At 70.9% G+C, this 25,065-nt stretch carries 25 protein-coding genes, 1 tRNA gene and 1 pseudogene; 14 read left to right on the top strand and 13 right to left on the bottom strand.

Annotated elements, in window-relative coordinates:
* The first annotated feature begins 259 nt into the window (after positions 1 to 259).
* From ACIRC0_RS14965 to ACIRC0_RS14955, 3 genes are all read left to right on the top strand, one after another.
* Complete coding sequence (locus ACIRC0_RS14965; protein ID WP_403616508.1) at positions 260 to 2,431, top strand: transglycosylase domain-containing protein; 2,172 nt, start codon at positions 260 to 262, stop codon at positions 2,429 to 2,431.
* A gap of 55 nt (positions 2,432 to 2,486) precedes the next feature.
* Positions 2,487 to 3,785, top strand: coding sequence for a hypothetical protein (locus ACIRC0_RS14960; RefSeq protein ID WP_403615996.1), 1,299 nt, complete (start codon positions 2,487 to 2,489; stop codon positions 3,783 to 3,785).
* Between the two features lie 126 nt (positions 3,786 to 3,911).
* Positions 3,912 to 5,066: an amidase domain-containing protein gene (locus ACIRC0_RS14955; RefSeq protein ID WP_403615993.1), complete on the top strand. Its 1,155-nt coding sequence runs from the start codon at positions 3,912 to 3,914 to the stop codon at positions 5,064 to 5,066.
* Positions 5,067 to 5,095: 29 nt separating this feature from the next.
* On the opposite strand, the gene ACIRC0_RS14950 is transcribed toward ACIRC0_RS14955, so the two are convergent.
* Positions 5,096 to 6,445 carry a hypothetical protein gene (locus ACIRC0_RS14950; protein ID WP_403615991.1) on the bottom strand — a complete coding sequence of 450 codons (1,350 nt, stop codon included), beginning with the start codon at positions 6,443 to 6,445 and terminating at the stop codon, positions 5,096 to 5,098.
* A gap of 198 nt (positions 6,446 to 6,643) precedes the next feature.
* Positions 6,644 to 7,432 (bottom strand): DUF4097 family beta strand repeat-containing protein, encoded by a 789-nt coding sequence (locus tag ACIRC0_RS14945; RefSeq protein WP_403615989.1) that lies wholly within the window; start codon positions 7,430 to 7,432, stop codon positions 6,644 to 6,646.
* A 173-nt stretch (positions 7,433 to 7,605) separates the two neighbouring features.
* Between ACIRC0_RS14945 and ACIRC0_RS14940 the strand changes: the two genes are divergently transcribed.
* A tRNA-Val gene (locus ACIRC0_RS14940) sits at positions 7,606 to 7,677 on the top strand.
* A gap of 73 nt (positions 7,678 to 7,750) precedes the next feature.
* Here the strand turns inward: ACIRC0_RS14940 and ACIRC0_RS14935 are convergent.
* Positions 7,751 to 8,257: a DUF4396 domain-containing protein gene (locus ACIRC0_RS14935; protein WP_403615987.1), complete on the bottom strand. Its 507-nt coding sequence runs from the start codon at positions 8,255 to 8,257 to the stop codon at positions 7,751 to 7,753.
* A 157-nt stretch (positions 8,258 to 8,414) separates the two neighbouring features.
* Between ACIRC0_RS14935 and ACIRC0_RS14930 the strand changes: the two genes are divergently transcribed.
* Positions 8,415 to 8,921: a hypothetical protein gene (locus ACIRC0_RS14930; protein WP_403615984.1), complete on the top strand. Its 507-nt coding sequence runs from the start codon at positions 8,415 to 8,417 to the stop codon at positions 8,919 to 8,921.
* 167 nt (positions 8,922 to 9,088) lie between these two features.
* On the opposite strand, the gene ACIRC0_RS14925 is transcribed toward ACIRC0_RS14930, so the two are convergent.
* Positions 9,089 to 9,442: a hypothetical protein gene (locus tag ACIRC0_RS14925; RefSeq protein WP_403615981.1), complete on the bottom strand. Its 354-nt coding sequence runs from the start codon at positions 9,440 to 9,442 to the stop codon at positions 9,089 to 9,091.
* A gap of 215 nt (positions 9,443 to 9,657) precedes the next feature.
* On the opposite strand from ACIRC0_RS14925, the pseudogene ACIRC0_RS14920 reads away from it, so the two are divergent.
* Together ACIRC0_RS14920 and ACIRC0_RS14915 are read left to right on the top strand one after the other, a co-directional pair.
* Positions 9,658 to 9,789, top strand: a pseudogene (locus ACIRC0_RS14920) (hydrolase); the annotation flags it as partial.
* Between the two features lie 58 nt (positions 9,790 to 9,847).
* The gene (locus tag ACIRC0_RS14915) at positions 9,848 to 10,099 is read left to right on the top strand and encodes a DUF2277 domain-containing protein (RefSeq protein ID WP_403615978.1); all 252 of its coding nucleotides are present in this window, start codon (positions 9,848 to 9,850) and stop codon (positions 10,097 to 10,099) included.
* Here ACIRC0_RS14915 and ACIRC0_RS14910 read toward each other — a convergent pair.
* From ACIRC0_RS14910 to ACIRC0_RS14900, 3 genes are all read right to left on the bottom strand, one after another.
* On the bottom strand, positions 10,071 to 10,658 hold the full coding sequence (locus ACIRC0_RS14910) for a DedA family protein (RefSeq protein WP_403615975.1): 588 nt from the start codon (positions 10,656 to 10,658) through the stop codon (positions 10,071 to 10,073). The genes ACIRC0_RS14915 and ACIRC0_RS14910 overlap by 29 nt on opposite strands.
* 262 nt (positions 10,659 to 10,920) lie before the next feature.
* The gene (locus tag ACIRC0_RS14905; RefSeq protein ID WP_403615973.1) at positions 10,921 to 11,373 is read right to left on the bottom strand and encodes a DoxX family protein; all 453 of its coding nucleotides are present in this window, start codon (positions 11,371 to 11,373) and stop codon (positions 10,921 to 10,923) included.
* A 333-nt stretch (positions 11,374 to 11,706) separates the two neighbouring features.
* Complete coding sequence (locus ACIRC0_RS14900; protein ID WP_403615970.1) at positions 11,707 to 12,351, bottom strand: HNH endonuclease family protein; 645 nt, start codon at positions 12,349 to 12,351, stop codon at positions 11,707 to 11,709.
* A 409-nt stretch (positions 12,352 to 12,760) separates the two neighbouring features.
* On the opposite strand from ACIRC0_RS14900, the gene ACIRC0_RS14895 reads away from it, so the two are divergent.
* Together ACIRC0_RS14895 and ACIRC0_RS14890 are read left to right on the top strand one after the other, a co-directional pair.
* The gene (locus ACIRC0_RS14895; RefSeq protein ID WP_403615968.1) at positions 12,761 to 13,342 is read left to right on the top strand and encodes a TMEM165/GDT1 family protein; all 582 of its coding nucleotides are present in this window, start codon (positions 12,761 to 12,763) and stop codon (positions 13,340 to 13,342) included.
* Between the two features lie 200 nt (positions 13,343 to 13,542).
* Positions 13,543 to 14,202 carry an HAD-IA family hydrolase gene (locus ACIRC0_RS14890; protein WP_403615965.1) on the top strand — a complete coding sequence of 220 codons (660 nt, stop codon included), beginning with the start codon at positions 13,543 to 13,545 and terminating at the stop codon, positions 14,200 to 14,202.
* Between the two features lie 61 nt (positions 14,203 to 14,263).
* On the opposite strand, the gene ACIRC0_RS14885 is transcribed toward ACIRC0_RS14890, so the two are convergent.
* Positions 14,264 to 15,313 carry a peptidoglycan-binding protein gene (locus tag ACIRC0_RS14885; protein ID WP_403615962.1) on the bottom strand — a complete coding sequence of 350 codons (1,050 nt, stop codon included), beginning with the start codon at positions 15,311 to 15,313 and terminating at the stop codon, positions 14,264 to 14,266.
* A gap of 188 nt (positions 15,314 to 15,501) precedes the next feature.
* Between ACIRC0_RS14885 and ACIRC0_RS14880 the strand changes: the two genes are divergently transcribed.
* Positions 15,502 to 17,637: an MDR family MFS transporter gene (locus ACIRC0_RS14880; RefSeq protein ID WP_403615960.1), complete on the top strand. Its 2,136-nt coding sequence runs from the start codon at positions 15,502 to 15,504 to the stop codon at positions 17,635 to 17,637.
* A 138-nt stretch (positions 17,638 to 17,775) separates the two neighbouring features.
* On the opposite strand, the gene ACIRC0_RS14875 is transcribed toward ACIRC0_RS14880, so the two are convergent.
* Positions 17,776 to 18,267: a GNAT family N-acetyltransferase gene (locus ACIRC0_RS14875; RefSeq protein WP_403615958.1), complete on the bottom strand. Its 492-nt coding sequence runs from the start codon at positions 18,265 to 18,267 to the stop codon at positions 17,776 to 17,778.
* Between the two features lie 174 nt (positions 18,268 to 18,441).
* Between ACIRC0_RS14875 and ACIRC0_RS14870 the strand changes: the two genes are divergently transcribed.
* A complete protein-coding gene (locus ACIRC0_RS14870) occupies positions 18,442 to 19,116 on the top strand; it encodes a hypothetical protein (RefSeq protein WP_403615956.1) in 675 nt (224 codons plus the stop codon).
* 5 nt (positions 19,117 to 19,121) lie between these two features.
* Positions 19,122 to 19,664, top strand: a complete 543-nt coding sequence (locus ACIRC0_RS14865) for a hypothetical protein (RefSeq protein WP_403615953.1) — start codon at positions 19,122 to 19,124, stop codon at positions 19,662 to 19,664.
* 234 nt (positions 19,665 to 19,898) lie between these two features.
* Here ACIRC0_RS14865 and ACIRC0_RS14860 read toward each other — a convergent pair whose 3' ends face one another.
* On the bottom strand, positions 19,899 to 20,318 hold the full coding sequence (locus ACIRC0_RS14860) for a DUF1992 domain-containing protein (RefSeq protein ID WP_403615951.1): 420 nt from the start codon (positions 20,316 to 20,318) through the stop codon (positions 19,899 to 19,901).
* A 118-nt stretch (positions 20,319 to 20,436) separates the two neighbouring features.
* Here ACIRC0_RS14860 and ACIRC0_RS14855 point away from each other — a divergent pair, with 118 nt between their 5' ends.
* The gene (locus tag ACIRC0_RS14855; protein WP_403615948.1) at positions 20,437 to 20,832 is read left to right on the top strand and encodes a hypothetical protein; all 396 of its coding nucleotides are present in this window, start codon (positions 20,437 to 20,439) and stop codon (positions 20,830 to 20,832) included.
* Between the two features lie 15 nt (positions 20,833 to 20,847).
* On the opposite strand, the gene ACIRC0_RS14850 is transcribed toward ACIRC0_RS14855, so the two are convergent.
* Together ACIRC0_RS14850 and proP are read right to left on the bottom strand one after the other, a co-directional pair.
* Positions 20,848 to 21,522: an O-methyltransferase gene (locus tag ACIRC0_RS14850; RefSeq protein WP_403615945.1), complete on the bottom strand. Its 675-nt coding sequence runs from the start codon at positions 21,520 to 21,522 to the stop codon at positions 20,848 to 20,850.
* A 157-nt stretch (positions 21,523 to 21,679) separates the two neighbouring features.
* On the bottom strand, positions 21,680 to 23,056 hold the full coding sequence (proP, locus tag ACIRC0_RS14845) for a glycine betaine/L-proline transporter ProP (RefSeq protein WP_403615942.1): 1,377 nt from the start codon (positions 23,054 to 23,056) through the stop codon (positions 21,680 to 21,682).
* A gap of 634 nt (positions 23,057 to 23,690) precedes the next feature.
* Here proP and ACIRC0_RS14840 point away from each other — a divergent pair.
* The gene (locus ACIRC0_RS14840) at positions 23,691 to 24,503 is read left to right on the top strand and encodes a glycerophosphodiester phosphodiesterase (protein WP_403615939.1); all 813 of its coding nucleotides are present in this window, start codon (positions 23,691 to 23,693) and stop codon (positions 24,501 to 24,503) included.
* Positions 24,504 to 24,597: 94 nt separating this feature from the next.
* On the opposite strand, the gene ACIRC0_RS14835 is transcribed toward ACIRC0_RS14840, so the two are convergent.
* Positions 24,598 to 25,026, bottom strand: a complete 429-nt coding sequence (locus ACIRC0_RS14835) for an ATP-binding protein (RefSeq protein WP_403615936.1) — start codon at positions 25,024 to 25,026, stop codon at positions 24,598 to 24,600.
* Positions 25,027 to 25,065 lie beyond the last annotated feature (39 nt).

The following is a 25,065-nucleotide window of genomic DNA, read 5'->3' as shown; positions in this document are numbered from 1 at the left end:
TAGCCAGGACGGCGGCCGTCCGGACCGTCGTACGGACCGCCGCACCGGGGCCGACGACCCGTCGCAGGCGCCCTTCGACCCGGACGTCACCATGCAGTTGAAAGCCGGGGCGCCTTCCGATGCCGACGACGCCGCGCAGTTGAGGGCCGCCGAACCCGTGGCGCCGGACCAGGCCGCGCAGTCGAAGGCCGTCAGGGCCCCGGCGCCGGACCAGAGCACGCAGTTGAAGGCCGTCAGGCCCCTCGCGCCGGACGAGACCATGCAGTTGAAGGCCGTCGCGCTCCCGGCGCCGGACGAGACCATGCAGTTGAAGGCCGTCAGGCCCGTGGCCCCGGACGAGACCATGCAACTGCGGATGCCCCGCCCGCCGGAGGCGCCCAGGTCTCGGAGCGAGCGGCGCAAGGCCGCACGCCCCTCCGCCCTCGCCCGTGTCACCTCGTTCGTGACGCCGTACGTCCGCAAACTGACACCGTACGCCCAGCGGTTGACCCCGTACGCCCGCCGGCTCAGGCCCGTCTATCCGCGGCCGGGCCGCGTCGGCTGGCGCCGCTGGATGCCCTCATGGCGGCAGTGGCTCGGCGCCGTGCTCACCTCTTTCGGTCTGAGCGGCGTCTTCCTGGTCGTCGCGTACGCCGTCACCGACATACCGGACAACCTCAACTCGTACGCCACCCAGCAGGACAACGTCTACTTCTGGTCCGACGGCACGCCCATGGCCCGCACCGGCTGGGTGCAGCGACAGGCCATGCCGCTGAAGGACATACCCGAGCAGGTCCGCTGGGCGGTGCTGGCGGCGGAGAACGAAAGCTTCTACTCCGACCCCGGCATATCCGTCAAAGGCATCACCCGCGCCCTGTGGAAGACGGTCGGCGAGGGGGATACCGAAGGCGGTTCCACCATCACCCAGCAGTATGTGAAAAACGTCTATCTGACGCAGAACCAGACCATCAGCCGCAAATTCACCGAGGCGATGATCGCCCTCAAGCTCGACAACAGGATGAGCAAGGACAAAATCCTCGAGGGATACCTCAACACCAGCTGGTTCGGCCGCGGCACCTACGGCATCCAGCGCGCTTCCCAGGCCTATTACGGCAAGGACGTGAGCCAGCTCGACGCGAGTCAGGCCGCCTTCCTCGCCTCCCTGCTCAAGGGTGCCGGCCTCTACGACCCCACCCTCGGCAAGGCCAACCACCACCGGGCCGTCGAACGCTGGAAGTGGATCCTCGACCGCATGGTCAGGCTCGGCAAGCTGTCGAAGGCCGAGCGGGCCAAGTACGCGACCTTCCCCGAGCCGCTCAAGCAGGCCCCGCTCTATGACACCGGTCAGCAGAGCGACTACCTGGTGGAGCTGGCGTCGAGCTACGCCAAGAAGGCCGCGCACATCTCTGACCAGCAGTTCGACCTCGGCGGCTACCAGATCTACACCACCTTCGACCGCAAGCGGGAGGGGACGCTCACCGACGCCGTCAACAAGGCACGCAAACAGGCGCGGAAGGACCACCCGGACACGGCGCCGACCGCCCACTTCGGCGCCGCCTCGGTGAGCACCGACGGCCGGATCCTGGCCGTCTACGGCGGCCCCGACCACCGCACCCAGGGCTACAACGAGTCCAACGCCGCCACCGTACCGGCCGGTTCCGCCTTCCTCCCGTTCGTCTACGCCGCCGGCCTGGAACACGGCGTCCACAAGACGCGCGGCGGGCCCGCGACCCCGGTCACCCCGGAGTCGGTCTACGACGGCCGTGACAACATCCCCGTCACCACCCCCGAGGGGCCCTACTGGGACCGCAGCGGCAAGAAGGTCTCCGCCCACAACGACGGAAACAAGTCGTACGGGCACATCACCCTGCGCCAGGCCCTCGCCCAGTCGGTGAACACGCCGTTCATGCAACTCGGCATGGACACCGGCCTCGACAAGGTGCGCGAGACGGCGGAGGCGGCCGGGCTGCTGCCCGACAGCATGGGACCCCAGGTGCCCGCGCTGTCCCTGGGCAACTCCACGCCGAGCGCGATCCGGATGGCGAGCGGATACGCCACGTTCGCCGCGGGCGGCACGCACACCGAGCCGTACTCGGTGCGGCGCGTCACCCGCAACGGCGCCACGGTGTCCCTGAACGCGCCGAAGCCCCGCCGCGCGGTGGGCGCCCAGGTGGCCGGGGAGGTCACCGAGGCGCTCAAGGACTCCTTCCGCGCCGCCCACCCGGGCGCGGCGTCCGCCTCCGCGCAGGTCGCCGGGAAGGCCGGAACCGCCCAGGACGACACGGCCTCTTGGTACGTGGGCACGGCCCGGTCCGTGTCCACCGCGGTGGTCGCCTACCGCATGGACCTGTCCAAGAGCCTCGAACCACTGCCGCTTAAGGGAGTCGCCGGCCCGCCGAAGGACGGCGCCCCCTACGGCATCTGGTCCGCGGCCATGAGTCCGCTCGGCTGACGCCACCGGCCGAGCACGCCACCCCCCACCTTCCTCCTCGGAGAACGAGCCGCCCATGACCACGAGAAACGGCCGTCGCCGCCGCCCTCGCTCGTCCCGCATCGACCAGTGGAAGAGCCGCCCGAGCTTCATGACGCTGGCGGCCCTCCTCGCCGTCGCGTCGGTGACGGTGACCTTCCTGGCGGTGTCCCGGCCGGACAGCACCGCGGCGACCGCCACGGCGGACGCCGGCAACAGCATCGGCAGAGGATTCACTCCCCGGCCCACCACGGAACCCAAGTGGGACGGCAAGACGAAGATCATCGGTGACGGCTCCACCTCGTACACCGGCCCGCAGAAAGGCCAGTTGAAGCCGAAACCGCTCAAACCCGGCGAGAAACCACCCCAGTTCGTCGTCTTCTCCTGGGACGGCGCACTGGAGGGCGACGACCACCTCTTCTCCCACTACCGGGAGATGGCCGAGCAGTACAACGCCCACATGACCTTCTTCCTCACGGGCATCTACCTGCTGCCCAAGAGCAAGAAGGACCTCTACCACCCGCCGCAGCACCCGGTGGGCGCCGCGGCGATCGACTACGCCACCGACGAGCACATTCGCGACACCCTGCAGCAACTGCGCCTGGCGTACGACCAGGGCAACGAGATCGGCACCCACTTCAACGGCCACTTCTGCGGCGCCAAGGGCGGCGGCGACTGGAGCGTGGAGGAGTGGAAGAGCGAGATCGACCAGTTCTACTCCTTCGTGCAGAACTGGAAGACCAACACCGGCGACAAGAACATCGCGCCGCTGCCCTTCGACTTCCAGAGGGAGGTCACCGGCGGCCGCGCACCCTGCCTGGAGGGCCAGCCCAACCTGCTGAAGGCCATGAAGAGCTACGGCTGGCGCTACGACGCGAGCTCCCCGGGCGACTTCCAGATATGGCCGACGAAGAAGAACGGCATCTGGGACTTCCCGCTGCAGATGCTCCCCTACGAGGGCGGCAAGTACCAGGGCCTCTCGATGGACTTCAACTTCCTCTACAACCAGTCCAAGGGTGAGACCAACGGCGACCCCACGAAGTACACCCAGTGGGAGCGGCAGACCGTCGACTCCTACATGGCCGGCTTCAACCGCGTCTACTACGGCAGCCGGGCGCCCCTGTTCATCGGAAACCACTTCGAGAACTGGAACGGCGGCATCTACATGAAGGCCATCGACCAGGTCGTCAAGAACGTCTGCACGAAGGAGGGCGTCAAGTGCGTGTCCTTCAAGGAGCTGACCGACTGGCTGGACGTGCAGAAGCCCGCCACCCTCGAGCGGCTCCGCACCCTCGACCCGGGGCAGTCGCCGGACTGGGCGACCGTCGTACAGTGACAACCGGGCGTTCCGCCAGGCCTCTTGGGCCACCCCCTTCACACAAGCCACACACGCCGTGCGAAGATGCGGCCCCCGGTATCGGAGTACCGGTGGTAGAGGGGAACATCATTGAAATCAAGAAGATTGAGCCGTAAGCGGCGCCGCGCGACCATAGTCACCGCGGCCGCCGCATCGGTCGTCGCCGGCGCCGCGCTGCTGCCCAACTGGGGCGCGAACGCGGCGAGCGTCGCGGAGCCCACGGTGGACCCGGGGACCAGGGCCACCTTCCAGCGGCTGGCGGACGCGGTCTTCACCGACCGTACGGACGCCCTGGTCGACAAGAGCGACAGCGGACGGGGCAAGCCGCTGGCGTCCCGCTTCTCCGGCGACGTACGCCTGTCGTCCACGCTGTCGCACCAGGAGGACTCCGCCCTGTCCACGCTGCGCGGCCGCAAGTCCCGCCTCGCCGCGCTGGGTGAGAAGTACAGCAACGCCGACACCACGGTCTCGCTGGACCGGACGCGGGTGAAGGGCCGGCACGCCACGGTCGACGTCACCGAGACCACCACCCTGACGTACGAGAAGGCCAAGGGCAACGGGCCGACGACCACCGGCTTCCAGGCCCACCACCAGCTGACGTTCCAGGCCGACCGGCAGGGCACCTGGCAGCTGACCGGCATCCGCGACACCGACGCGGGCATGGCGGTGAACACGCTGTCCAAGCCGTCCGTCAAGGCGCCCACCACCGCGGACGACGGCGGCATGCCGAACGCCCCCCGTGCGGCCACGACCCGTAACCCCGCCGCGGTCCCGAAGACCGGCACCGCCTACGACTACAAGGCCATGGCGGCCTACGCCGAGAAGTACTGGAAGGTCTACAACAAGGACTACCCGGACTACAACGGGCACGGCGCGGGCGGCGACTGCACCAACTTCGTCAGCCAGTCCCTGAAGGCGGGCGGCTGGAAGCACGTTCCCGGCTACGTGTACGACTACACGAAGTGGTTCGGCAACGCCGACATCCAGTCGGACTCGTTCGTCGGCGTCAACGAGTGGTCCTGGTTCGCCCAGAACTCCAAGCGGACCAAGCCGCTCGCCAACGTCTACCAGCTCGAAGTCGGCGACGTGCTCCAGATGGACTTCGACCGGGACGGGTCCAAGGACCACACGATGATCGTCACCTACAAGAGCGGCGGCGTCCCGTACGTGACGTACCACTCCAACAACACCCTCCGCAGGTCGGTGGCGAGCCTCATCGCTGCCTACCCGAACGCGTACTACTACGCCTACCGCACCTGACCGGTGGTCCTCCGGGGCGGGGGCCGGGCTCAGTGGCCGGCTCCCCGCTCCTCCCGGATCCGCACCACGACCTGGGCGACCGTCTGCCGCACCGCCTCGGTCTCCGTCAGGAAGTGCCAGTAGTCCGGGTGGCGGCCCTCCAGCGTGGCGATCGCGCGCTCCAGCCGCGCCACCGACTCGTCGAGCGGGCGGGCGTGCCGCGGATCGGGCGTCGTACGGCCCGCCATCGCCAGCCGCTGCGCGTCCCGGATCGCGAACCGGGTGCGCTCGATCTCCTGTTCCGGATCCTTCTGCACGGCGTTGAGCCGCCGCAGACGCTCCCCGGCGGCCGACACGGCCTCGTCGGTGGTGTTCAGCAGCGCCCGTACGGTCGACAGCAGCGAGGTCGCGTCCGCCCAGCGCTGTGCGTCACGCGCGCCCCGCGCCTGCCGCAGTTTGAGCTCGGCCTGCTTTACGTTCTCGACGGCCTGCTCCGGCACGTGCTGGAGATCCTGCCAGCAGGCCGCCGCGAACCTGCGCCGCAGCTCGCTCAGCACGGGCTCGACCTGCCCGGCCCGCGTGGTCAGCGCCTCCGCCCGGGTACGCAGCGACACCAGCCGGCGGTCGATCTCGGCCGCCTTCTCCGGCAGCCGCTCGGCCTCGGCCCGAACCGCCGCCGCCTCCCGCGTGACCCGCTCGGCACGCTCCAGCGTCTGCTGCACCCCGTGCTGCCCCGCGCCCTGGTTCAGCTTGGTCAGCTCCGGGCCGAGGGCGGCCAGCCGGGCGGCCAGGTCGTCGGCCTTCAGCCCGGAACCCCGTACCCCGTCAAGGGCGTTGCTGGCGGCGAGCAGCGCCTGCCGGGCGCGCTCCACGGCCGGAGCGAGACGGGCCAGCCGGGTCTCGGCCTTGTCGAGCAGCGGCCCGAGACCCTGGGCGAACCGATCCAGCTCCTGCTTGACCCGGACCAGCTCGTCCCTGGCGGCGGTGAGATCCGCCCGAGCCCGGGAAGCGGCGGAGGCCTCCAGATCCACCCGGTCGAGATCCGTTGCGTCCACGGCCTGGATGTACCGGTGGCTGACCTCGTCGATCCGCCGCCCGAGCGCCTCGAAGTCGGCGAGGGCACGGCGGGCGGCCGGGGAGTCGTCGACAGCGGTGATGGTCTCGACGGAGATCCGCACATCCCGCTGAGCGGTGTCCAGCTCGTAGAACGCTTCGGCGGCCGCGTCCTTGGCCCCCTGAGCCTCGGCCCGCTGAGCCTCGCCCCGCCCCCCGAACCACCGCCGGGTACCGCCCGAGGCGAAGGCGGCGGGGAGGACGAGGGCGACGAGGAGAGGGAGGAGGAGGACTCCGGAGACGGGCCGAGCGACGCGGTCGGACTCCTGCCGTGGTGTCGCCGTCACATCCCTCTCCCGTACCGTGATCCACCCTGCCCGGTGACATTCTCCCACCGGTAGAGGACGAACACACGGGCCGGTCGGTTCGCGGTGCCGCCGGACTCATGGCGGCCGGTTCGCGGTGTGCGGCACCGCGACGGTCGGTTGGCGGTGTGCGGCACCGCGACGGTCGGTTGGCGGTGTGCCGTGCCGGCGACGGCCGGCTCAGCCCGCCGTCCGTACGCTGACCGACCCGTCACGGGTCCGGGCGTCGATCAGGTGGGAGCTCTTCGCCTCCGTCGGGACGGACACGTGGACGGAGCCGTCGGCGGAGTGCGTCGTCACGCGATACGTGCTGTGCGGCAGCGCGATGGCGACCGACCCGTCGTGGCTGCTGGACTCCACCCGGTCGGGCACGTCACGGAACTCCAGACTCACCGACCCGTCGCTGGTGGCCGCCCGCACACGCCGCGACCGTACGCCTGTCGCGCGCACCGACCCGTCGTCGCTGGCGAGCGCCAGTGGTCCCGTGGAGTCGCTCACCCGCACCGATCCGTCCCGCGTCCGGATGTCCGGCGCCGTGGCGAAGCCCTCCGCCCGCACGCTCCCGTCACCGTCCTCCACCGTGACGGCGACCCCGCGCGGCACCTTGATCCGATGCCGCGCGGAACAGTCCGCGACGATCCCCGAGCACTTCAGCCGCAGCACGAGCCGGTCGCCCTTCATGGCCCAGGTCACACGCGGATCCCCACCCACCACGACCGTCCCCCGGAACCAACGGGTGACCTGCACCTTGTCCACATCGGCCGAGACGATCTCCAACGCCGAGTCGTCGGAGTCGACGGTCAGCGTACGGCCGTGCAGCGCGAAGGCCGCGTGGTCCGGGTGCGGGTCGTCGCGGGCGTCGTTCCCGCAGGCGGCGACGGTGCCGATGAGCACGGCGGCGAGCCCCGCGACGGCGACCACTCGGGCGACCACTCGGGTGCGCCGCGCGGGCACCGTCGTACGAGCCATGATGTTCCCCCTGAGCCGGAGGGCGGGACGCCCTCAACGCCGAAGTACTTCGACGGTACGGAGCCACGGCTCCCGCGAGGATCCGGCGTGCTCCCGGATCGGGGGTGGGGATATCCCCCGGTTACGCGTTTGCGAGGCATCCCCTCCGGCAATGTAGGCTGTCGACTCGTCTCGGGTGCGTAGCTCAGGGGTAGAGCGCCTGCCTTACAAGCAGGATGTCGGCGGTTCGAAACCGTCCGCGCCCACCGGATGATCGCGGGAGAGCCCCGGAAGTGCCTGTGCAGGCCACTTCCGGGGCTCTCCTGTGTCGGGCGCGGGTCAGTGGTAGGCGTGGACGACGGCATGGCCCTTGCCGCGGCCGATCATCCACCGGTTGACGGGAGTGGTCAGTACGAAGGCCAGGGCCAGGGAAAGGCCGAGCGAAGCCCAGAAGAGGACCTGGCCGAGACCGGCGTCCATGGCCCCGGGCACGCCCACCATGACGGTGTTGTCGATCAGTTCCATCACGGCGATGGAGACGGTGTCTGCGGCCAGCGCGACCTTGAGCGCCTGCCGGACCGGCACCCCGGCGCGCAGCACGCCGCGCATGGTGAGCGCGTAGCCGAAGACGAAGGCCAGCGCTATGGAGATGACGACGGTGGCCGCGTTGTGCAGGCCGGCGGCGGTGCCGATGACCATGCCGAGGACTTCGCCGATGGCGCAGCCGGTGAGGCAGTGGAGCGTGGCTTGTGCGGCCGTACGCCAAGAGGTGCCAAGTGCATGCTGCTCGTGATGTTCGTGCCCGTGCCCGTGCCCGTGTCCGTGCTCATGTGCGCTGTGGTCCATCGCTCGATTCCCCTCGATTCCCTCGCACGCTCAGGTCTTCGCTCCCCGAACGATATACCCCATGGGGGTATTCCCGACGCGATGTACGAACTGGCAATCGCAGTGCAGTTCCGGCGGGCAGCACAACCAGGGAGCCCGCCAGGGGGTCGTACGCGGCATGATCAGCACGCGCGCACGGCAGGCTTTCGGCGGCTCCACGCTCGTCGTGGTCCTGGCGTCATTGTTGCTCTCCTGCTCCAGCAGCCCAGGCACGACGTCCGGTGAGGAGTCGCCCGCCCGTGATGTCCGTCAGGCGGCATCGGCCCCCGCGACCCAGGTGCCGTCCGCCCCGAGCGCGGCGGAACCGGCACCGAGCGCGGAGAAGGTCCGCGATGTGTTCGCCCGGCTCCAGGCCACCTACAACGACGGGTGCACGACCCCGGGGAACTGCGAGTACTTCCTGGGGCGCCTGCTCGATGAGCTCAGCAGCCTCGACGAGGCGATGAAAGCCGACCCTCAGGGGTCCGGACACTTCGAGGAACCCCTCGCGTGGATCGCGAAACTGCGGGCCGAACTGGGCGACGACAGGTCCTTCGAGAACCTCAAGAAGCACCAGAGCCTGCTCGCCGGCACGCGCGACAAGATCAATACGTGGATGCAGGGCCACCCGGAGGACTATCGGTGACGCCGAGGCCGAGCGCGGGTGTCGCGACGTCGGATCCGGTCGGCGCACTGAGCCGTTGACGTGGTTGATGGCCGACCAGCCACACAGCGCCGCCTGCGGCTCCCCTTCAGGCGAAACCGTCACGCGAGCCCGAAGACCCCGGCCGCTCCCGGCCGGGGTCTTCGCGTTCAGTTCTCCTTCTGGTCGTCGTTCCCCTCGTCCTCGTGCACGTGCTTCAGGCGCGTCCGCGCGTCCATCCTGTTCTCGGCCGCCACCTCGTCCCAGAAGCGGTGGCAGGAGACGAACACCGCGAGTTCCCGCTCGCGCCGGCGGAGCTTTTCCACCTCCGCCTGTTCGTCCTCGGTCCAACCCGGGGAGGCGGGGCGCTCCACCTTGCGCCAGCCGGTGTCGTCGCTGAATCCGTCCAGCGGTTCGACCGACCACGGCAGCCGCTTCAGCAGGGCCAGGAGCTCTGCCCGGACCTGATGCAACTCCTCCTGGCCGGCCAGGAGGTCACTCGGAAACTCATAGCTCGCAGCCACAGGCCAATGCTACGCCTGTTCGATTTTCGGGTGCGACCCTCTTCCCTCGGTTCACTCGAACGGACGTCCGTCTCGTTGATCACGCGTCCGGCCCGGGATGTGGCTCCGTCAATCTTCAGGTGAACCTGCGCAGTCCGAACTGGACAGTTGAACCGTCCGGCGCAGCCCCGACCCCGACGACGGCCGCCGCCAGTTGGTCACCCTCACCGAGGCCGGCCACCGACGCCATGGCCGACGCCTCCCTGGAGGCGCACCGGAACAGCCTCGAGCGGATCTTCCCCCGCCTGGGCGAGTCCGGCACGACGGCCGAGGTCCTGGAGCTGCTGGCCAAGACGCACGCGCTCTGACGCCGCCGGAAGGGGAAACCCTCCTCGCCTCGTGGGGCGAGGAGGCCACACTGGAGTCATGTGCCGCAGCATCAAGACGCTCCGCCCGCCCGCCCTGCCCGATCAGGCCACGGAGGAGGAGATCCGCGCCGCCGCGCTCCAGTTCGTGCGCAAGGTCTCCGGGTTCCGTGCCCCTGCCGCCCACAACCGCGAGGTGTTCGAGCACGCGGTGGACGCGGTCGCCGCGGCGACCGCGGAGCTGCTCGCCGGCCTCGAGGTGCGTGGCGGGCAGCCCCGGCAGGCTACTTCGACGACGCCGGGCCGCGCATGAGGTGGGCCGCGCCCGCGCCCGCCGCGAACAGCGCCGCGACCGAGACGCCGGTCGCCAGCCAGCTCGCGCCCAGCCACTGGGCGCCCAGGTAGCCGAGGGCCACGCTGTAGACGGCCCAGGCGATGCCCGCCAGCGCCGACCAGGGCAGGAACTCGCGGGCGCGGCGGTGGGCGGCGCCCGCGCCGAGCGAGACGAGTGAGCGGCCCGCGGGCGCGAACCGGGCGACGATCACCAGTGCGCCGCCGCCGCGCGCGAGTGCCGCACCGAGGCGTTCCTGTGCGTGCGTCAGGCGACGGGAGCGGGCGATGGCGCGGTCCAGACGCTCACCGCCGCGCCAGGCCAGGCCGTACGCCACCAGGTCGCCGAGGACCGACGCCGTGGCCGCGCACAACGTGAGCCCGACGATGTCCGGTATCCGCCCGACGGCGGAACCGGCGGCCGCCGTGATCACCAGCACACCGCTCGGCAGCAGCGGCAGGAAGACGTCCAGCAGGACCGACACGGCCACCACGGGGTAGATCCAGGGACCACCGGCCAGCGACCCCACGCTCTCCATCACCGGAACTCCCCGTACGACTCCCCAGCGGCAACCACGTGCCGCGATGTGGCGGGGGAGCGGCAGGAGCGGCCTTCGACAGCCGTACAGCGTACGCGGCGGGGGTGACTGACGGTGCGGAGGGGGCCTGAGACGGTCGCCGCACCAGCGGCCGGAGGCCGAAGCGGTCGCCGCACCAGCGGACTCGCGCCCGAAGCGGTCGCCGCACAGGCCGAACACGCCGACGGCGCCCGCAAGCGGGCGCCGCCGTCCGTACGGAACTCGATCAGGCCGCGACGGGCTCCGCCGCCCGCTTCTTCTCGCCGGCCGCCGACCGGGAGGCGAACAGGCGGTCTAGGCCGAGCGCCCCGGAGCCGGTGAAGACCAGCAGGAGGAAGGCCCAGCAGAACAGCACCGGCAGCTCGCCGCCGTTCTGGATCGGCCACAGGGCGTTGGACTGGTGGACGTCGAAGTACGCGTACGCCATCGAGCCGGACGCTATGAACGCGGCACCGCGGGTGCCGAGACCGACAAGGATCAGGGCGCCGGCGACCAGCTGGATCACCGCGGCGTACCAGAAGGGCCAGGTCCCGGTAGGGACGGTGCCGCCGTTGGTGCCCGCCGCGCCGCCGAGGACGCCGAACAGCGAGGCGGCGCCGTGGCAGGCGAAGAGTAGGCCGACGACGATGCGGAACAGTCCGAGGGCGTAGGGCTGTGCCTGGTTGAGGCGTGCGGTCATGTGGGGGGCTCCTTCGGTCTGGTCCGGTCCGCGAACGGACCGGTCTGGGGGACGGAAACCGAGTGAGCCCCCAGGTTAGGCAGCCCTAATCAATACTTGCAAGTTCAACATCCCGTCGATGGCTGATCCCCGTCGCATGCCGTCGTGATTGCGTCACTCAACGGGCAAGGGACGGAGTGTCTTTGACAGGGACCGAGTGTCTTTGACGGTGTCTCAGGTCGGCCCGGCCGCCGAACCCCCGGCCGCTCGCGCGGCGCGGCCGGGGGCGGGGCGGTGGCTCCGCGGTCCCCGGCGCGTCGGCGGGCCCGCTGGGCTCGGCGCCCGCGAGGCGGCTCAGCAGCTCGCGAGGTAGTTCTGCAGCGCGCTCTTCTCGGCGGAGTCGACGGAGAGGTCGTAGTAGTACTTCACCTGCACCCAGGCGCGGACGTAGGTGCAGACGTACGACCACCGGGACGGGATCCAGGTGGCCGGGTCCTGGTCGCCCTTGGCCTGGTTGACGTTGTCGGTGACCGCGAGCAGCTGCGGACGGGTGATGTCGTTGGCGAAGGCCTGGCGCTGGGACGTCGTCCACTTGCTCGCGCCGGAGTCCCAGGCCTCGGCGAGCGGGACCAGGTGGTCGATGTCGACGTCGGAGGCGGCGTACCAGGTCGCGCCGTCGTACGGGGAGTACCAGCTGCCGCTCGTGGCGGCGCAGGACGAGTCGGTGACGACGTTGGAGCCGTCGCGCTTGAGGATGTACTCGCGGGTGTTGCAGGTGCCGCTGATGGTGATCCAGGTCGGGAAGAGGTCGCGGCTGTAGCCGGTGCGGTTCTCGGTGGCCACCGTGAGCGAGGCGAGGTAGCTGCGGGCGGTGGCGCCGCTGACCGGGGTGGGGAGGGCGGCGGAGGCGGCCGGGCCGTTGAAGAGTCCGACGCAGGCTATGAGCCCGGTAAGAGCGGCGAGTATGCTGACGCGTCGACGCGCGTAGACCTTGGGCATGCCAACTTCCTTGTCGTGTGGGGCTGTTGAGGTGCGAGCGAGGGAATGCTCGCGGGGGCGTGTTGCCTCCAGGTGTGTGTTTGGTAAGAAGCTAATGACGCGAACATGACACGACAAGGGGTGCAGCGGGGCCGGACATGTGACCGGCACCCTTTGGTGTGGGTTGTGCCGTCCCGTACGATGGGCGGCGCAGAAGGGGAGTAGCTCTTCGCCGGACCGTCGACACACTGCTCAGTTCCGCTGAGCCGGCGCCCGGAGGCGGACCTCGATCAGGGGTCGGCCAGCGAGACCTTCGGCAAGCAGTGCACGCCCGTGCCGTACGGCAGCGGGCGATCCGTGTGCTGCCGTGCCGAGGTGTCGCAGCGTTCACAGCACTCTCGGCGGGGCGGCCCCGACTGATTGAGGAACGTTGATCAGCATCACCGTCCTGGCGCTCGTCTTCGGCGTCATCTTCCTGGCCGAGCTGCCGGACAAGACGGCCCTCGCCGGACTCGTCCTCGGCACCCGGTACCGCGCCTCCTACGTCTTCGCCGGTGTCGCCGCCGCCTTCACGCTGCACGTCGTGCTCGCCGTCGCGGCGGGCAGCGCGCTGACCCTGCTGCCGCAGCGGCTCGTGCACGCGCTGACGGGTGTGCTCTTCCTGGGCGGTGCCGCGATGCTGCTGCTGAAGAAGGGGGACGGCGACGAGGAGATCCGCAAGCCGCAGGACCAGTCCTTCTGGAAGGTGGCCGGTACGGGCTTCATGCTCATCCTGGTCGCGGAGTTCGGCGACCTGACCCAGATCATGACGGCGAACCTCGCGGCCCGCTACGACGACCCGCTGTCCGTGGGCCTCGGCGCGGTGCTCGGGCTGTGGGCCGTCGCGGGGCTCGGCATCGTGGGCGGCAAGGCGCTGATGAAGCGGGTGCCGCTGGGGCTGATCACGAAGATCGCGGCGCTGGTGATGCTGACGCTCGGGGTGTGGAGCCTGTACGAGGCCGTGGCCCGGTGACGTCGATGGGCCCGGCGGGGGTGACCGGGCGGCGAACGGCCGGTGACGTCTTGGCGGGAACGCTGGCGGGATCGCCGAGGGTTTTGTACCGTGGAGGAACAAAGTGGCTCCCGCCCGCTTCCCCTGACCGGCGGGCGGGGCCGCCTTGTCCCCGCGGGGCCCGTACGTACGGCCCCCTCCGCCGTGTCTTGGAGCTGCCGATGACGGCCACCACCGTGCTCACCGCCCGCGCCCTCCTGCTGGACATGGACGGCACCCTCGTCAACTCCGACGCCGTCGTGGAGCGGATCTGGCGCCGCTGGGCCGACCGGCAAGGCCTGGACGGCGACGAGGTGATGAAGGTGGTGCACGGCCGGCAGGGCCATGCGTCGATGGCGCTGCTGCTGCCCGACCGGCCCGTCGAGCAGAACCTGGCGGACAACGCCCGCATGCTCGCCGAGGAGACCTCGGACATGGACGGGGTCGTGGCGATCCCCGGGGCCCGGGAGTTCCTGGACGCGCTGCGGGGGCTGCCGCACGCGCTCGTGACCTCGGCCGACGTGGCCCTGTCGACCGCGCGGATGGCGGCGGCGGGTCTGGAACTGCCGCCGGTGCGGATCACCGCCGAGTCGGTCGGTGCGAGCAAGCCCGACCCCGAGGGCTTCCTGAAGGGCGCCGCGGAACTGGGCGTGGCCCCGGAGGACTGCGTGGTCTTCGAGGACTCGGGAGCGGGCATCGCGGCGGGACGCGCCGCGGGGATGCGGGTGGTGGGAGTCGGCCCCCGTGCGGGGCTGCACGGACCGGACGCGCTGGTGGCGGACCTGACCGGGGTGCGGGTGGACACCGCCGGGGACGGCACGATACGGCTCCACCTCGCCTGACGGACCGCTCGCGCGCGGGAGTTCCGACCACAGGGCCCGGCCTCGCGGCGGAAGCCGCGGACTACGGCCGCGTCGTTTCCGCTTCCAGCCTTGCTCTCGTTGCCGCCCCGTACACCCCTGGCTCGTCCTGTGTGATGCCCCGGCTGATCTGGTAGTTGCGGACCGCGCTCTCCACCTGGGCGTCGTAGGTGCCGTTCGCGGGGCCCAGGTACAGGCCGAGTTGGCGCAGGCGGAGCTGCAGTTCCCTGACCTCCGGGCCCTGGTCGCCGGTGCGGAGGACGGAGGCGCTCTGGTGGGGCTGGGCGTGCGTGCCCGGCGACGCCGTTGCGGTGGGCGGTGCGGTCGTCGGTGTGCCGCTCGGGGTCGGCGACGTGGACGGCGTGGTGGACGGGCTCGACGGTGACGGTGACGACGACGGCGACGGGCTCGCACTCGGCGACCGCTTCCTGCTCGGCGGGGGCGCCGCCTTGGACACCGTTGCGGGCGGCGCCGACGTACCGGCCGCCGCCGACGCCTCCGGCACGCTCGCCCGTACCTCCTGCGGCAGCGCACCGTCCCGCTTCGGAGGGTCGTAGGAGAACAGCCCGCTCGCGTAACCTGCCGCCGCCACGACCGCGACCATCGCACCCCCGGTGGTCAGCAGGACGGTGCGCCGAAGGCGCCGGGGCCGCGGCTCGGCGTCCGTGGGGGCGGCGGCGGCCCGGTCCTCCTCGTCGGGCACGGCCGGGAGAGCCGTCGTCACGTCCGGTACGGCAGCCGACTGCACCGTCGCGTCCGGCTCGTCCCGTACGGCGTCCGGTCGCACCGTCGCGTCCGGCTCGCCCGACACGGCAGCCGACTGCGGCATCGCATCCGATACATCCGATACGGCGCCCAGTCGCACCGTCGCGTCCGGCTCCTCCGGTACGGCCCCCAGTCGTACCGTCTCGTCCCCCAGCTCCACATACGGCCTGATGCGCAGCGGATCGAAGTCCTCCGCCGCTGCCGCCTCCGCCGTGCGCGCCTCCTGGAGTGCCTCGGCCGCCCGCCGGGTGCATCCGCACGACGGTGTGCCGTCCCCTCGTCGCGGTGCCGCGCACTCCGGACAGGCCTGTCCGTTCGGTCCGTTCACGCGTGGGTCCCCTCCCCGCCGAATTCCAGAAATTATGCAGATCTCCCTCACCGAATCTCCCGGCAGCCCCCGGAATTCCTCCCTCCCATCAGGACTCAACAGGCCATAACGGGTCACACCCACCACGATGAGAGTGCACGATGGACGACAGCGCACGGAGGTCGTACGACCGTCCACGGGAGGCCTTCATGACCGATGACACCCAGGGCAGGGCGGCGGGAGAGGGCACGCGTCCCACGGAACCGGCCATACCCGGCACCGCCACCGGTGCGGGCACCGGCGGCTCCGTCGCCGCACGCCACGCGCCCGGCGACGACAGCGTGCACGGCGGCGTCCTCGTGTCCATCGGCGCACTGCTGCTCGGCATGCTGCTGGCCGCCCTCGACCAGACGATCGTCTCCACCGCGCTGCCCACCATCGTCAGCGACCTCGGCGGTCTGGAGCATCTGTCCTGGGTGGTCACCGCATATCTGCTCGCCTCCACCGCGGCCACCCCCCTGTGGGGCAAGCTCGGTGACCAGTACGGGCGCAAGAAGCTGTTCCAGGCCGCGATCGTGCTCTTCCTGATCGGCTCCGCGCTGTGCGGCATGGCACGCAACATGCCCGAGCTGATCGGCTTCCGCGCCCTGCAGGGCCTCGGCGGCGGTGGGCTCATCGTGCTGTCGATGGCCATCGTCGGCGACATCGTCCCGCCCCGGGAGCGGGGCCGCTACCAGGGCCTGTTCGGTGCCGTCTTCGGTGCGACCAGCGTCCTCGGCCCGCTGCTCGGCGGCCTGTTCACCCAGCACCTCAGCTGGCGCTGGGTCTTCTACGTCAACCTGCCCGTCGGTGTGATCGCCCTCGCCGTGATCGCCACGGCCCTGCGCATCCCACGGAAGGCCGAACGGCACGTCATCGACTACCTCGGCACCCTCCTCATCGCCTCCGTCGCCACCTGCCTGGTCCTCGTGGCCTCGCTCGGCGGGACCACCTGGGCGTGGGGCTCACCGCAGATCGCCGGCCTGGCCGCCCTCGGCGCCGTGCTGCTCGTGGCGTTCCTCCTCGTCGAACGCCGCGCCGCCGAACCCGTCCTGCCCCTGAAGCTCTTCCGCGTCCGCACCTTCACGCTCTCCGCCGTCATCAGCTTCATCGTCGGCTTCGCGATGTTCGGCGCGATGACGTACCTGCCGACGTTCCTGCAGATCGTCCACGGCATCAGCCCCACCCTGTCCGGGGTGCACATGCTGCCGATGGTGGCCGGCATGCTGCTGTCCTCCACCGCCTCCGGCCAGATCGTCAGCCGCACCGGCCGCTGGAAGGTGTTCCCGATCGCGGGCACCGCCGTCACCACCATCGGCCTGCTCCTGCTGCACCGGCTCACCGAGAACAGCAGCACCGCCGAGATGAGCGGCTACTTCCTCGTCTTCGGCCTCGGCCTCGGTCTCGTCATGCAGGTGCTGGTGCTGATCGTGCAGAACGCCGTCGCCTACGAGGACCTGGGCGTCGCCACCTCCGGCGCCACCTTCTTCCGCTCCATCGGCGCCTCGTTCGGCGTGGCCGTCTTCGGCACGGTCTTCGCGGGCCGCCTCGCCGACAAGCTCGTGGCCGCGCTCGCCGGGCATCCGCTCCCGCCGGGCGTCAGCCCGGCCGCCCTGAAGGCCGACCCGCGCGGTATCGCGGCCCTGCCGCCCACCGTCCGGCCCTCCGTGCTGCACGCGTTCTCCTCCTCCATCACCGACGTCTTCCTCTACGCCGCCCCGGTCGCCCTCCTCGGCTTCGTCCTGGCCTGGTTCCTGCGCGAGGACAAGCTGCGCGGCTCGGTCACGGCACCGGACGTGTCGGAGACCCTGGCGAGCAACCCGGTGCACCGCTCGTCGTACGAGGAGGCCAGTCGCGCGCTGTCCCTGCTCGGCTCCCGGGAGGGGCGCCGGCAGATCTACGAGAAGATCACCCGGCGGGCCGGGTACGACCTGCTGCCCGCGACGAGCTGGCTGCTGCTGCGGATGAAGAAGCACGGCTGGGCCGAGCCGGCGCTGCTCGCCGAGCGCAGCTCGGTTCCGCTGCACGTCATCATCGCCGCCGCACGGCAGGTGGAGGAGCGGCGCCTCGGGGTGCGCGAAGGGCTCGACCTGGTGCTGACCGAACAGGGCCGCGAGGTCGCCGACCGCCTCGCCGAGGCGCGTGAGGAGTCCCTGGCCGAACTGCTCGGCGACTGGTGGGGCCCCGACCGCCCCACCGACCTGATCAAGCTGGTCCAGGAACTGAACGCGGAGCTGTGCGGCTCGGACGCGGAACGCCCGCACAACGGCTCGACGACGCCGGGACAGCTCGGCCGGGCCGTCTAGGGCCTCTCTTTTGGATCAGGCCGGGCTCGCGGGGCCTGGCACGCGCATCTGCGGCGTTGTCGCCTGTCACCAACGTCCCGGGACAGCACACCTAGCGGCTCTCCTGAGCAGTCGCCGGCCGGCCCCGGATGCGGACGATCAGACCAGTGGCTTGCCGAACCAGTGCTCCGCGTACGGGTTGTCGTTGTACGGCGCCGTCTCGACGTAGCCGAGGCGGGCGTACAGGGCCCGGGCCTCGACCAGGTCGCCGCGGGTGTCGAGGACCATACGCCCGGCGCCCAGCGCGCGGGCCGCGTCCTCGGCGGCGGTCACGAGGAGCGGGGCGCCGCCCTTGCCGCGCACGTCCGGGTGCACGAAGACCCGCTTGAGCTCGGCGGTCGCCGGATCCATCAGGCGAACGCCCGCCATGCCCGCCGGGCGGCCGTCGTGACGGGCCACCAGCAGCACCCCGCCGGGCGGCGCCAGGTAGTCGCCCCTGTCGGCGGCTATCTCACGCTCCAGCTCGTCGGGGTCCGTGCGACGCCCCTCGTGCAGCAGGTACCAGCGGTCGCTGACCTCCGTGTAGTACGCCCGCCACAGGGCGGCGGCGACCGGGGAGTCGAAGGGTTCCGGGGCGATGGTCCAGCTCATGCGGGACATTCTCCAAAGGGCCCGGGAGGTGCGCGCAAACGAATTACGTGCGTGCCCCCCGGCCTTCCGGCGGCACGTGGCCGGGCGGCTCGTTTGGGGGCGGCCGTCCGGGCAACCCGGGCGGGAGACGGCCCGCCGGGCCGTAAGACCTGAAGGCGACCCCGGAAGGCACCCATGTCCACAGGCTGGATCATCGCTCTGATCGTGATCGTGATCGTGGCGGCCGCCCTAGCGGGCGCTGCCGCCGTGTCCCCACGGGCCCGGGGCGCGGTCGGAGGTCGGAGCCTGAAGCGCCGCTTCGGACCGGAGTACGAGCGGACCGTGGCCCGGCACGACGGCGACACCAAGGCCGCGGAGCGCGAACTGACCGAGCGGCTGAACAAGTACGGCGCGTTGAACGAGCACCCGCTGGAGCCGGCCGAGCGCGAACGGTACGCGGCGCGCTGGGCGGCCGCGCAGGAGCGCTTCGTCGACTCCCCGGGTGAGGCGGTGGCCGAGGCGGACCGCCTGCTCGCCGAGCTGGCGGGCGTGCGGGGCTTCCCGGACGGCGCGCACTACGAGGAGCAGCTCGACGCGCTGTCCGTGCACCACGCCCACCACGTCCACGGCTACCGCCGGCTGCACCGGGCCGCCCACGCCCCGGACACCGGCATCTCCGCGGACGGCTCGGACACGGAAGAGATGCGTGAGGCCATGCTGGAGGCGCGTGCGCTCTTCGAGGACCTGGTGGCACCCCCGCGCCGGCAGTCGGCCGGCCCCACGGAGAAGACGCCCCGGCACGCCGCCGGCAACGCCGGGCAGTCCCGTCTGCCGTGGGCGTTCCACAGGCAGCATGTGAAGGGGAGTTGAGCGTGATGACGGAATGGACACCGGGCGGCGCCGCCGAGCGCCCGGAAGCGACGGGGCGTCGGCCCGACACCGGAGAGCCCCGATCGGCGGCGGAGTTCCGCCCCGAGACGGATGAGCGCCGGTCGGGCGCGGAGTTCCGGCCGGAGGCAGGGGAGTCCGGGGTCGCGGGCGAGTACCGGTCCGGGGCGGGTGAGCCCCGGTCGGCGGCGGAGTTCCGGCCCGACACCGGTGAGTCCCGGCCGGGTGCGGCGGGCTCCTCCCGGGAGCCCCGGCTGCTGCCGCGCGACGAGTGCGACAAGTTCGAGCTGCGGTTGCAGCACGCGGTCGGCAGGTTCGTCGACCGGCCCAAGGAGGCCGTCGAGGAGGCGGACCAGGTGGTCCAGGAGGTCGCCTCGCGCATCGCGGAGGCCGTGTCCTCCCGGCGCCGGACCCTTAAGGCGTCCTGGCAGGAAACGGGCGACGCCGCCCACCCGACGGGCGACACGGAACAGCTGCGCCTGGCGCTCCGGGACTACCGGGCGACGGCGGAGCGGCTGCTGAACATGTGAGCGGCCCCCGGCGAGCGGGGCCGCCCCGGAAAGTGAGCGGCCCCCGGCGAGCGGGGCCGGCCCGGACGACACCTCCGGGCCGGCCCCGCTCGCTGTGTCACCGCGTCGGCCCGGCAGCCGCTTGACTCGACGGCCGCTGTGGGGCCTGCGCCATCCAGATCACCTCGCGCAGAAAGTGCACTACGGCCCCGATGCCGTGAAACTCGCCGCTTCCCCGGACCCGCTCCCGGGCGCTCACCCCGCTCCCGAGCGCCCCCCGTGGCGTTCGTGCCACTCCTCGACGACCGCCTCCACGTCGTACGGCTTCAGGCCGAGCGGCGGGCCCGGCGGCGGCTTGAACATCATGTCGCGAATCTTCACGTTCAGCTGCTCGACCAGTCGCCGCGCCACCCGCTCCGACGGTGCCTGAGCGGCCGCCGCCAGCGTGTCCTCCGCCTCCTTGCGCAGGGCCAGTGTCGGCGGCAGGACCGAGATCCCCTCGCGGGCCATCTTGCGCTTGATCCACCACAGCTCGTCGTACGCCGTGTCGCTGACGCCCGGTGACGGCTCGCCGGCGCCGGGGAGGTTCGCGAACTCACCTCGTGCCTGGGCGTCACGGATCTGCTTGTCGGCGAACGACTCGAAGCTGACACCGGGTGGCTTGCGCTCGGTCATGGGTTCATTGTGCGGGACGTCACCCGACGGGGCGATCGGGCGAATTATCATTCCGGCGCGGCACGCCAATCGGGCCGGACCGCAGCACACTTGAACCGCCGCACCCGAAGGAGCGCACGTGCTCGAACTCACCATGGCCTCGGTCTCCGCGGCGGACGCCGGGGCGACGGCCGGCATGCAGATGGCCGACGCGCCCAGCGACCCGGGCACCGTGCTGCGGGTGGGCCGGGACAGGTCCGTGTGCCGGCTGGCGACCCCCGACGACTGGCTGTTCGTCTCCCGCGTCCATCTGGAGTTCCAGTGCGGCCCCGACGGTGCCTGGCAGGTCACCTGGTTGCGTGGCTCCCAGCCCGACCCCTCCTCCGAGGTCCTGCTCACCCTCGCCGGACACCCCGCGCAGCCCCTGCCCTACGGCGGGGCGGTCCAGCTCCCGCAGGGCGCCTCCGGGGAGCTGGTCATCCAGGACCGCACCGCCCCGCGCAGCGTCAACGTGGGCTTCTACCAGGAGGCCTGAGGATTGCCCGGGTGGTCAGCCCACCACCCGGGCCAGCGCGAACCCGTCGTGCCCCTTGCTGCCCACCGTCTGCACCGCCGTCGCGCTCAACTTCGGGTTCGAGGCCATCAGTTCCAGCGCGGCCCGGGTCCCCCGCACGCTCGGGTCCTCGCTGCCCGCGTCGGTGACCTGGCCGCCGCGCACCACGTTGTCGAGGACGATCAGGCTGCCGGGGCGGGTCAGCTTCAGCGCCCACTCGACGTAGTGCGCGTTGTTGACCTTGTCCGCGTCGATGAACACCAGGTCGAACGGCTCGGGCTGCTCCTCGGCCAGCTTGGGCAGCGATTCCAGCGCCGGGCCGACGCGCACCTCCGTGATCCCGGCGAGGCCCGCTCGTTCGAGGTTCCGGCGGGCGACCTCCGCGTGCTTGGCCTGGTACTCGAGCGTGACCAGCCGGCCGTCCGCGGGCAGGGCGCGGCCCAGCCAGATCGTGCTGTACCCGCCGAGCGTGCCGATCTCCAGGATGCGGCGGGCGCCCTGGATCCGGGCCAGGAGCTGGAGCAGCTTGCCCTGGTTCGGCGCCACGTTGATGTGCGGCAGTCCAGCGGCGTCGCTGTCCCGCAGGGCCGCGGTGAGCGCCTCGTCCTCGGGGGCGAGCAGGTCCGTGAAGTAGGCGTCCACGTCGTCCCAGAGCTGTTGAGCTGTGCTCATGCACCATGCCTTTCATATGGCTGGTTAGATCACCTAACTAGGCTCCCTAACGAATATAGCCAGGGCAGGGTGCCGTGTCAGCCGATTTCCACCAGTCGGGTGACGTACCGCCCGGTCGAGCGGCACGTCACCCGGGAGTCGGCTCAGGTGGACCGGATCAGCGCTCCGCGCCCCGCTCCAGCGACGGTGCCGAACCCGGCAGCGGGCGGCCCGCCGACTCCGTCATGAACCACACCGCGGCACCGCCGATCACGGCCGCCGCCATCATGTAGTAGGCGGGCATCATCATGTTCCCGGTCGCGCCGATCAGCGCCGTGACCACCAGCGGGGTCGTGCCGCCGAACAGCGACACCGAGACGTTGAAGCCGATCGACAGCGAGCCGTAGCGGACCCGGGTCGGGAAGAGGGCCGGCAGGGCGGACGGCATGGCCGCCGTGAAGCAGACCAGCAGCAGCCCCAGCGCGCCCATGCCGAGCGCGACCGCGAGCAGGCTGCCCTGGCGGATCAGCAGGATCGCCGGGACGGACAGGAACAGGAAACCCGCGCAGCCCGCAGCGATCACCGGACGGCGGCCGACCCGGTCGGTCAGCGCGCCCACGAAGGGCTGCACGATCATCATCAGCGCCATCACGGCGAGCACGACCAGCAGCCCGTGCGTCTCGTCGTACTTCAGCTCACTGGTCAGATAGCTCGGCATGTACGACAGCAGCATGTAGTCGGTGACGTTGAAGACGAGCACCAGCCCCATGCACAGCAGCAGCGCCTTCCACTGGCCGGTGATCATCTCGCGCAGCGGCACCCTGGGCCGGGCGGCCTCGGCCTTCTCCACCTCGGCCGCGAACGCGGGGGTCTCCTCCAGGCGCAGCCGCAGGTAGAGCCCGATGACGCCCATCGGACCGGCGATCAGGAACGGGATCCGCCAGCCCCAGGACACCAGGTCGTGGGAGGACAGCAGGGCCGTCATCAGGGTGACCAGGCCCGCGCCGCCGATGTATCCGGCGAGCGTGCCGAACTCGAGCCAGCTCCCGAGGAAGCCGCGCCTCTTGTCCGGCGCGTACTCGGCGATGAACGTGGACGCGCCCGCGTACTCGCCACCGGTCGAGAAGCCCTGCACCAGCCGGGCCACGAGCAGCAGGATCGGCGCGCCGACGCCGATCGCCGTGTACGACGGGATCAGGCCGATCGAGAACGTGCCGATCGCCATCATGATCATGGTGACGGCGAGCACCTTCTGGCGCCCGACGCGGTCACCGAGCGGCCCGAAGACCATCCCGCCGAGCGGGCGGACCAGGAAGGCCGCGGCGAACGCGCCGAAGGTGGACAGCAGCTGCGCGGTGGAGTTGCCGGACGGGAAGAACACCTTGCCCAGCGTGACCGCGATGTAGCTGTAGACGCCGAAGTCGAACCACTCCATGGCGTTGCCGAGCGCGGCGGCCTGTACGGCGCGCTTGACCAGCGCGGGATCGGTGACGGTGGCGTCGGGGGCTTTGGGGACGGGAGTGGAGCGGGAAGCGGCAACTGTGGCAGCCGACAAGGGTTCGCTCGCCTACCTTTCGACGGGGACAGGGGCAGGGCCCGCCGTAGTACGGGGCGTGCGTCTGCTGCGTCTCCGTACGGCGGACCGGTGGTCGGCCGCAGAGGCCGGCCGGGCCGGTCAGGGATGGGCCGCGGAGCCGCGGGCGGGGCCGAGGGGCCGGCCGCCGAGGGCCGGCAGGTCCGGCCACGGGCTGGGCCCAGGGTCTGGCACGGCGATGGACCAGGACCAGCTACAGGAACAAGGCTTGCCGTAGTGGCGAGCCGAAAAACGACCATAAGGGAACTTGCCGCCATAACGGTCGGTAACCGGTCCAGCGCGTAGAGCGCGAAAACATGCCATGTACAGCCGTTACGGGCCCGCTGCGCCGGGCCGCCCGCCGGTCATTCTGTGATCCATCTCGCGTACCGGAGCCGGAACCGAACCGTCCGAGGGGCGTGCGTCAGCTGAGGCGTGAAGGTGGCTGTGAGGCCCATGTGAAAATTTGTTAACCGTCGAGTAGGATCGTCGGGCTCATCGCTTCATTCAAAGGTCTTCCACGGGGGATTCGTACATGGGACGGCGCCCTACGCCAGGTTCGGCCCGTCCGAAACCGCGTGGCAGATATGTGCTGTCCATCGGGGTGACGACGGCCGTGGTCGCGACCTTGGGCGTTGCTGCTCTTACCGGCCGGACGTCAGGGACACCCGCGGCTCACGAGCCGCGGAAGAGCCCTACCGCCGACTGTTCGGGCACCCGTGTCATCGGGCATCGCGGTTCTCCTCGGCGCGCGCCGGAGAACACGATCGCCTCCTTCGAGGCGGCAGCCGGTCACGGCGCCGACTACGTCGAGACCGACGTGCAGTTCACCAAGGACGGCCAACCGGTCATCATGCACGACGCCACCGTGGACCGGACGACCGACGGCACCGGCCGCATCGACGAGCTCACCGCGCAGGAGGTGTCCAGGCTGACGGTGAAGGGCGGCGGGCACGTCCCGACGCTGCGTCAGGCGCTGACCGCCGTCAAGGCCCAGCCGGTTCGGCTCCTCCTCGAGATCAAGGGCCCACAGACGTCCGCGGCGGTCGACCAGGTCCTGAGGCTTGTCTCCGAGACCGGAATGACCGACCGCACCGTGGTCCAGTCCTTCGACGAGAACATCGTGCGCCACGCGGCGGCCTCCCCGTACAAGATCAGACTGGCGCTGCTGCGGGACGACCTCGACGCGGACCCGGTGGCGACGGCCCGGAAGTTCTCCCTCACCGCGTACGCGGTGAACGTCAACAGCCTCTCGGCCCGGCCCGAGACGGTGGCCCGGCTCCGGGCGGCCGGAGTCCAGACGTTCGTCTGGACGGTCGACGGCGAACGCAAATGGCAGAACGCGACGTCGTGGGGTGTCGACGGCGTCATCACCAACACCCCTGACCGGTTCTTCCAGTGGCGGAAAGAACACTGTGCTTCAAGGTGACGTGCCGAAAACCGGCGTGGCACTTACACGCTGAGCTGACACCGAGCGGCGGAGTGTAGCCCCACCGGCCTTCCGGCGGGGCTGCTCACGCGCGTCAAGCGACGGTCCCGGCCTCGCACTCGAACCACACGGTCTTGCCCACCGCGCCGTGCGGTTCCACGCCCCACTTGCCGACCACCGCGTCGAGCAGGAGGAGGCCCCGGCCGCACTCCGCATCCAGTGACAAGTCAGTGGGCGTGGAGGGGGGTTCGGGCGAGCTGTCGGTCACCTCGACCCGGACGCCCGCCGTCTGCCGCACCACCCGCAGTGTGCAGCGCCGGTCGGGAACGTGGCGTACGACGTTGGCGACCAGCTCGGTCACGGCCAGCTCGGCGGCGTCCGCCAGCTCCGCCATCTCCCACTCCTGGAGGAACGAGCGGACGATACGCCGGATGTGCCGCGCCGAGTGCTCGCCGACGGTGAGGTGCATGCGGTACCGGGTGGGGAGGGGGCCCAGCAGGGCGACGGGAAGGTAGTCGTTCACAGGACGAGCTTGACCTCGGCCGACTACGCTCCGCTATGG

The organism is Streptomyces sp. NPDC093984, assembly GCF_044764595.1.
GTDB classification, from domain to species: domain Bacteria; phylum Actinomycetota; class Actinomycetes; order Streptomycetales; family Streptomycetaceae; genus Streptomyces; species Streptomyces cynarae.
The sequence above is the reverse complement of the archived record's forward strand: the minus strand, read 5'-3'. Positions and strand labels throughout refer to the sequence as shown.

What these genes read in the sequence shown, in the direction of transcription:
- ACIRC0_RS14875 (WP_403615958.1), bottom strand. Translation starts at nt 18,267, where the DNA reads ATGAGCTGGACCATCGCCCCGGAACCCTTCGACTCCCCGGTCGCCGCC.
- ACIRC0_RS14860 (WP_403615951.1), bottom strand. Translation starts at nt 20,318, where the DNA reads ATGACCGAGCGCAAGCCACCCGGTGTCAGCTTCGAGTCGTTCGCCGAC.
- ACIRC0_RS14870 (WP_403615956.1), top strand. Translation starts at nt 18,442, where the DNA reads ATGTCCACAGGCTGGATCATCGCTCTGATCGTGATCGTGATCGTGGCG.
- ACIRC0_RS14930 (WP_403615984.1), top strand. Translation starts at nt 8,415, where the DNA reads ATGATCAGCACGCGCGCACGGCAGGCTTTCGGCGGCTCCACGCTCGTC.
- ACIRC0_RS14915 (WP_403615978.1), top strand. Translation starts at nt 9,848, where the DNA reads ATGTGCCGCAGCATCAAGACGCTCCGCCCGCCCGCCCTGCCCGATCAG.
- ACIRC0_RS14960 (WP_403615996.1), top strand. Translation starts at nt 2,487, where the DNA reads ATGACCACGAGAAACGGCCGTCGCCGCCGCCCTCGCTCGTCCCGCATC.
- ACIRC0_RS14965 (WP_403616508.1), top strand. Translation starts at nt 260, where the DNA reads ATGCAGTTGAAGGCCGTCGCGCTCCCGGCGCCGGACGAGACCATGCAG.
- ACIRC0_RS14880 (WP_403615960.1), top strand. Translation starts at nt 15,502, where the DNA reads ATGACCGATGACACCCAGGGCAGGGCGGCGGGAGAGGGCACGCGTCCC.
- ACIRC0_RS14850 (WP_403615945.1), bottom strand. Translation starts at nt 21,522, where the DNA reads ATGAGCACAGCTCAACAGCTCTGGGACGACGTGGACGCCTACTTCACG.
- ACIRC0_RS14865 (WP_403615953.1), top strand. Translation starts at nt 19,122, where the DNA reads ATGACGGAATGGACACCGGGCGGCGCCGCCGAGCGCCCGGAAGCGACG.
- ACIRC0_RS14945 (WP_403615989.1), bottom strand. Translation starts at nt 7,432, where the DNA reads ATGGCTCGTACGACGGTGCCCGCGCGGCGCACCCGAGTGGTCGCCCGA.
- ACIRC0_RS14890 (WP_403615965.1), top strand. Translation starts at nt 13,543, where the DNA reads ATGACGGCCACCACCGTGCTCACCGCCCGCGCCCTCCTGCTGGACATG.
- ACIRC0_RS14935 (WP_403615987.1), bottom strand. Translation starts at nt 8,257, where the DNA reads ATGGACCACAGCGCACATGAGCACGGACACGGGCACGGGCACGGGCAC.
- ACIRC0_RS14905 (WP_403615973.1), bottom strand. Translation starts at nt 11,373, where the DNA reads ATGACCGCACGCCTCAACCAGGCACAGCCCTACGCCCTCGGACTGTTC.
- ACIRC0_RS14900 (WP_403615970.1), bottom strand. Translation starts at nt 12,351, where the DNA reads ATGCCCAAGGTCTACGCGCGTCGACGCGTCAGCATACTCGCCGCTCTT.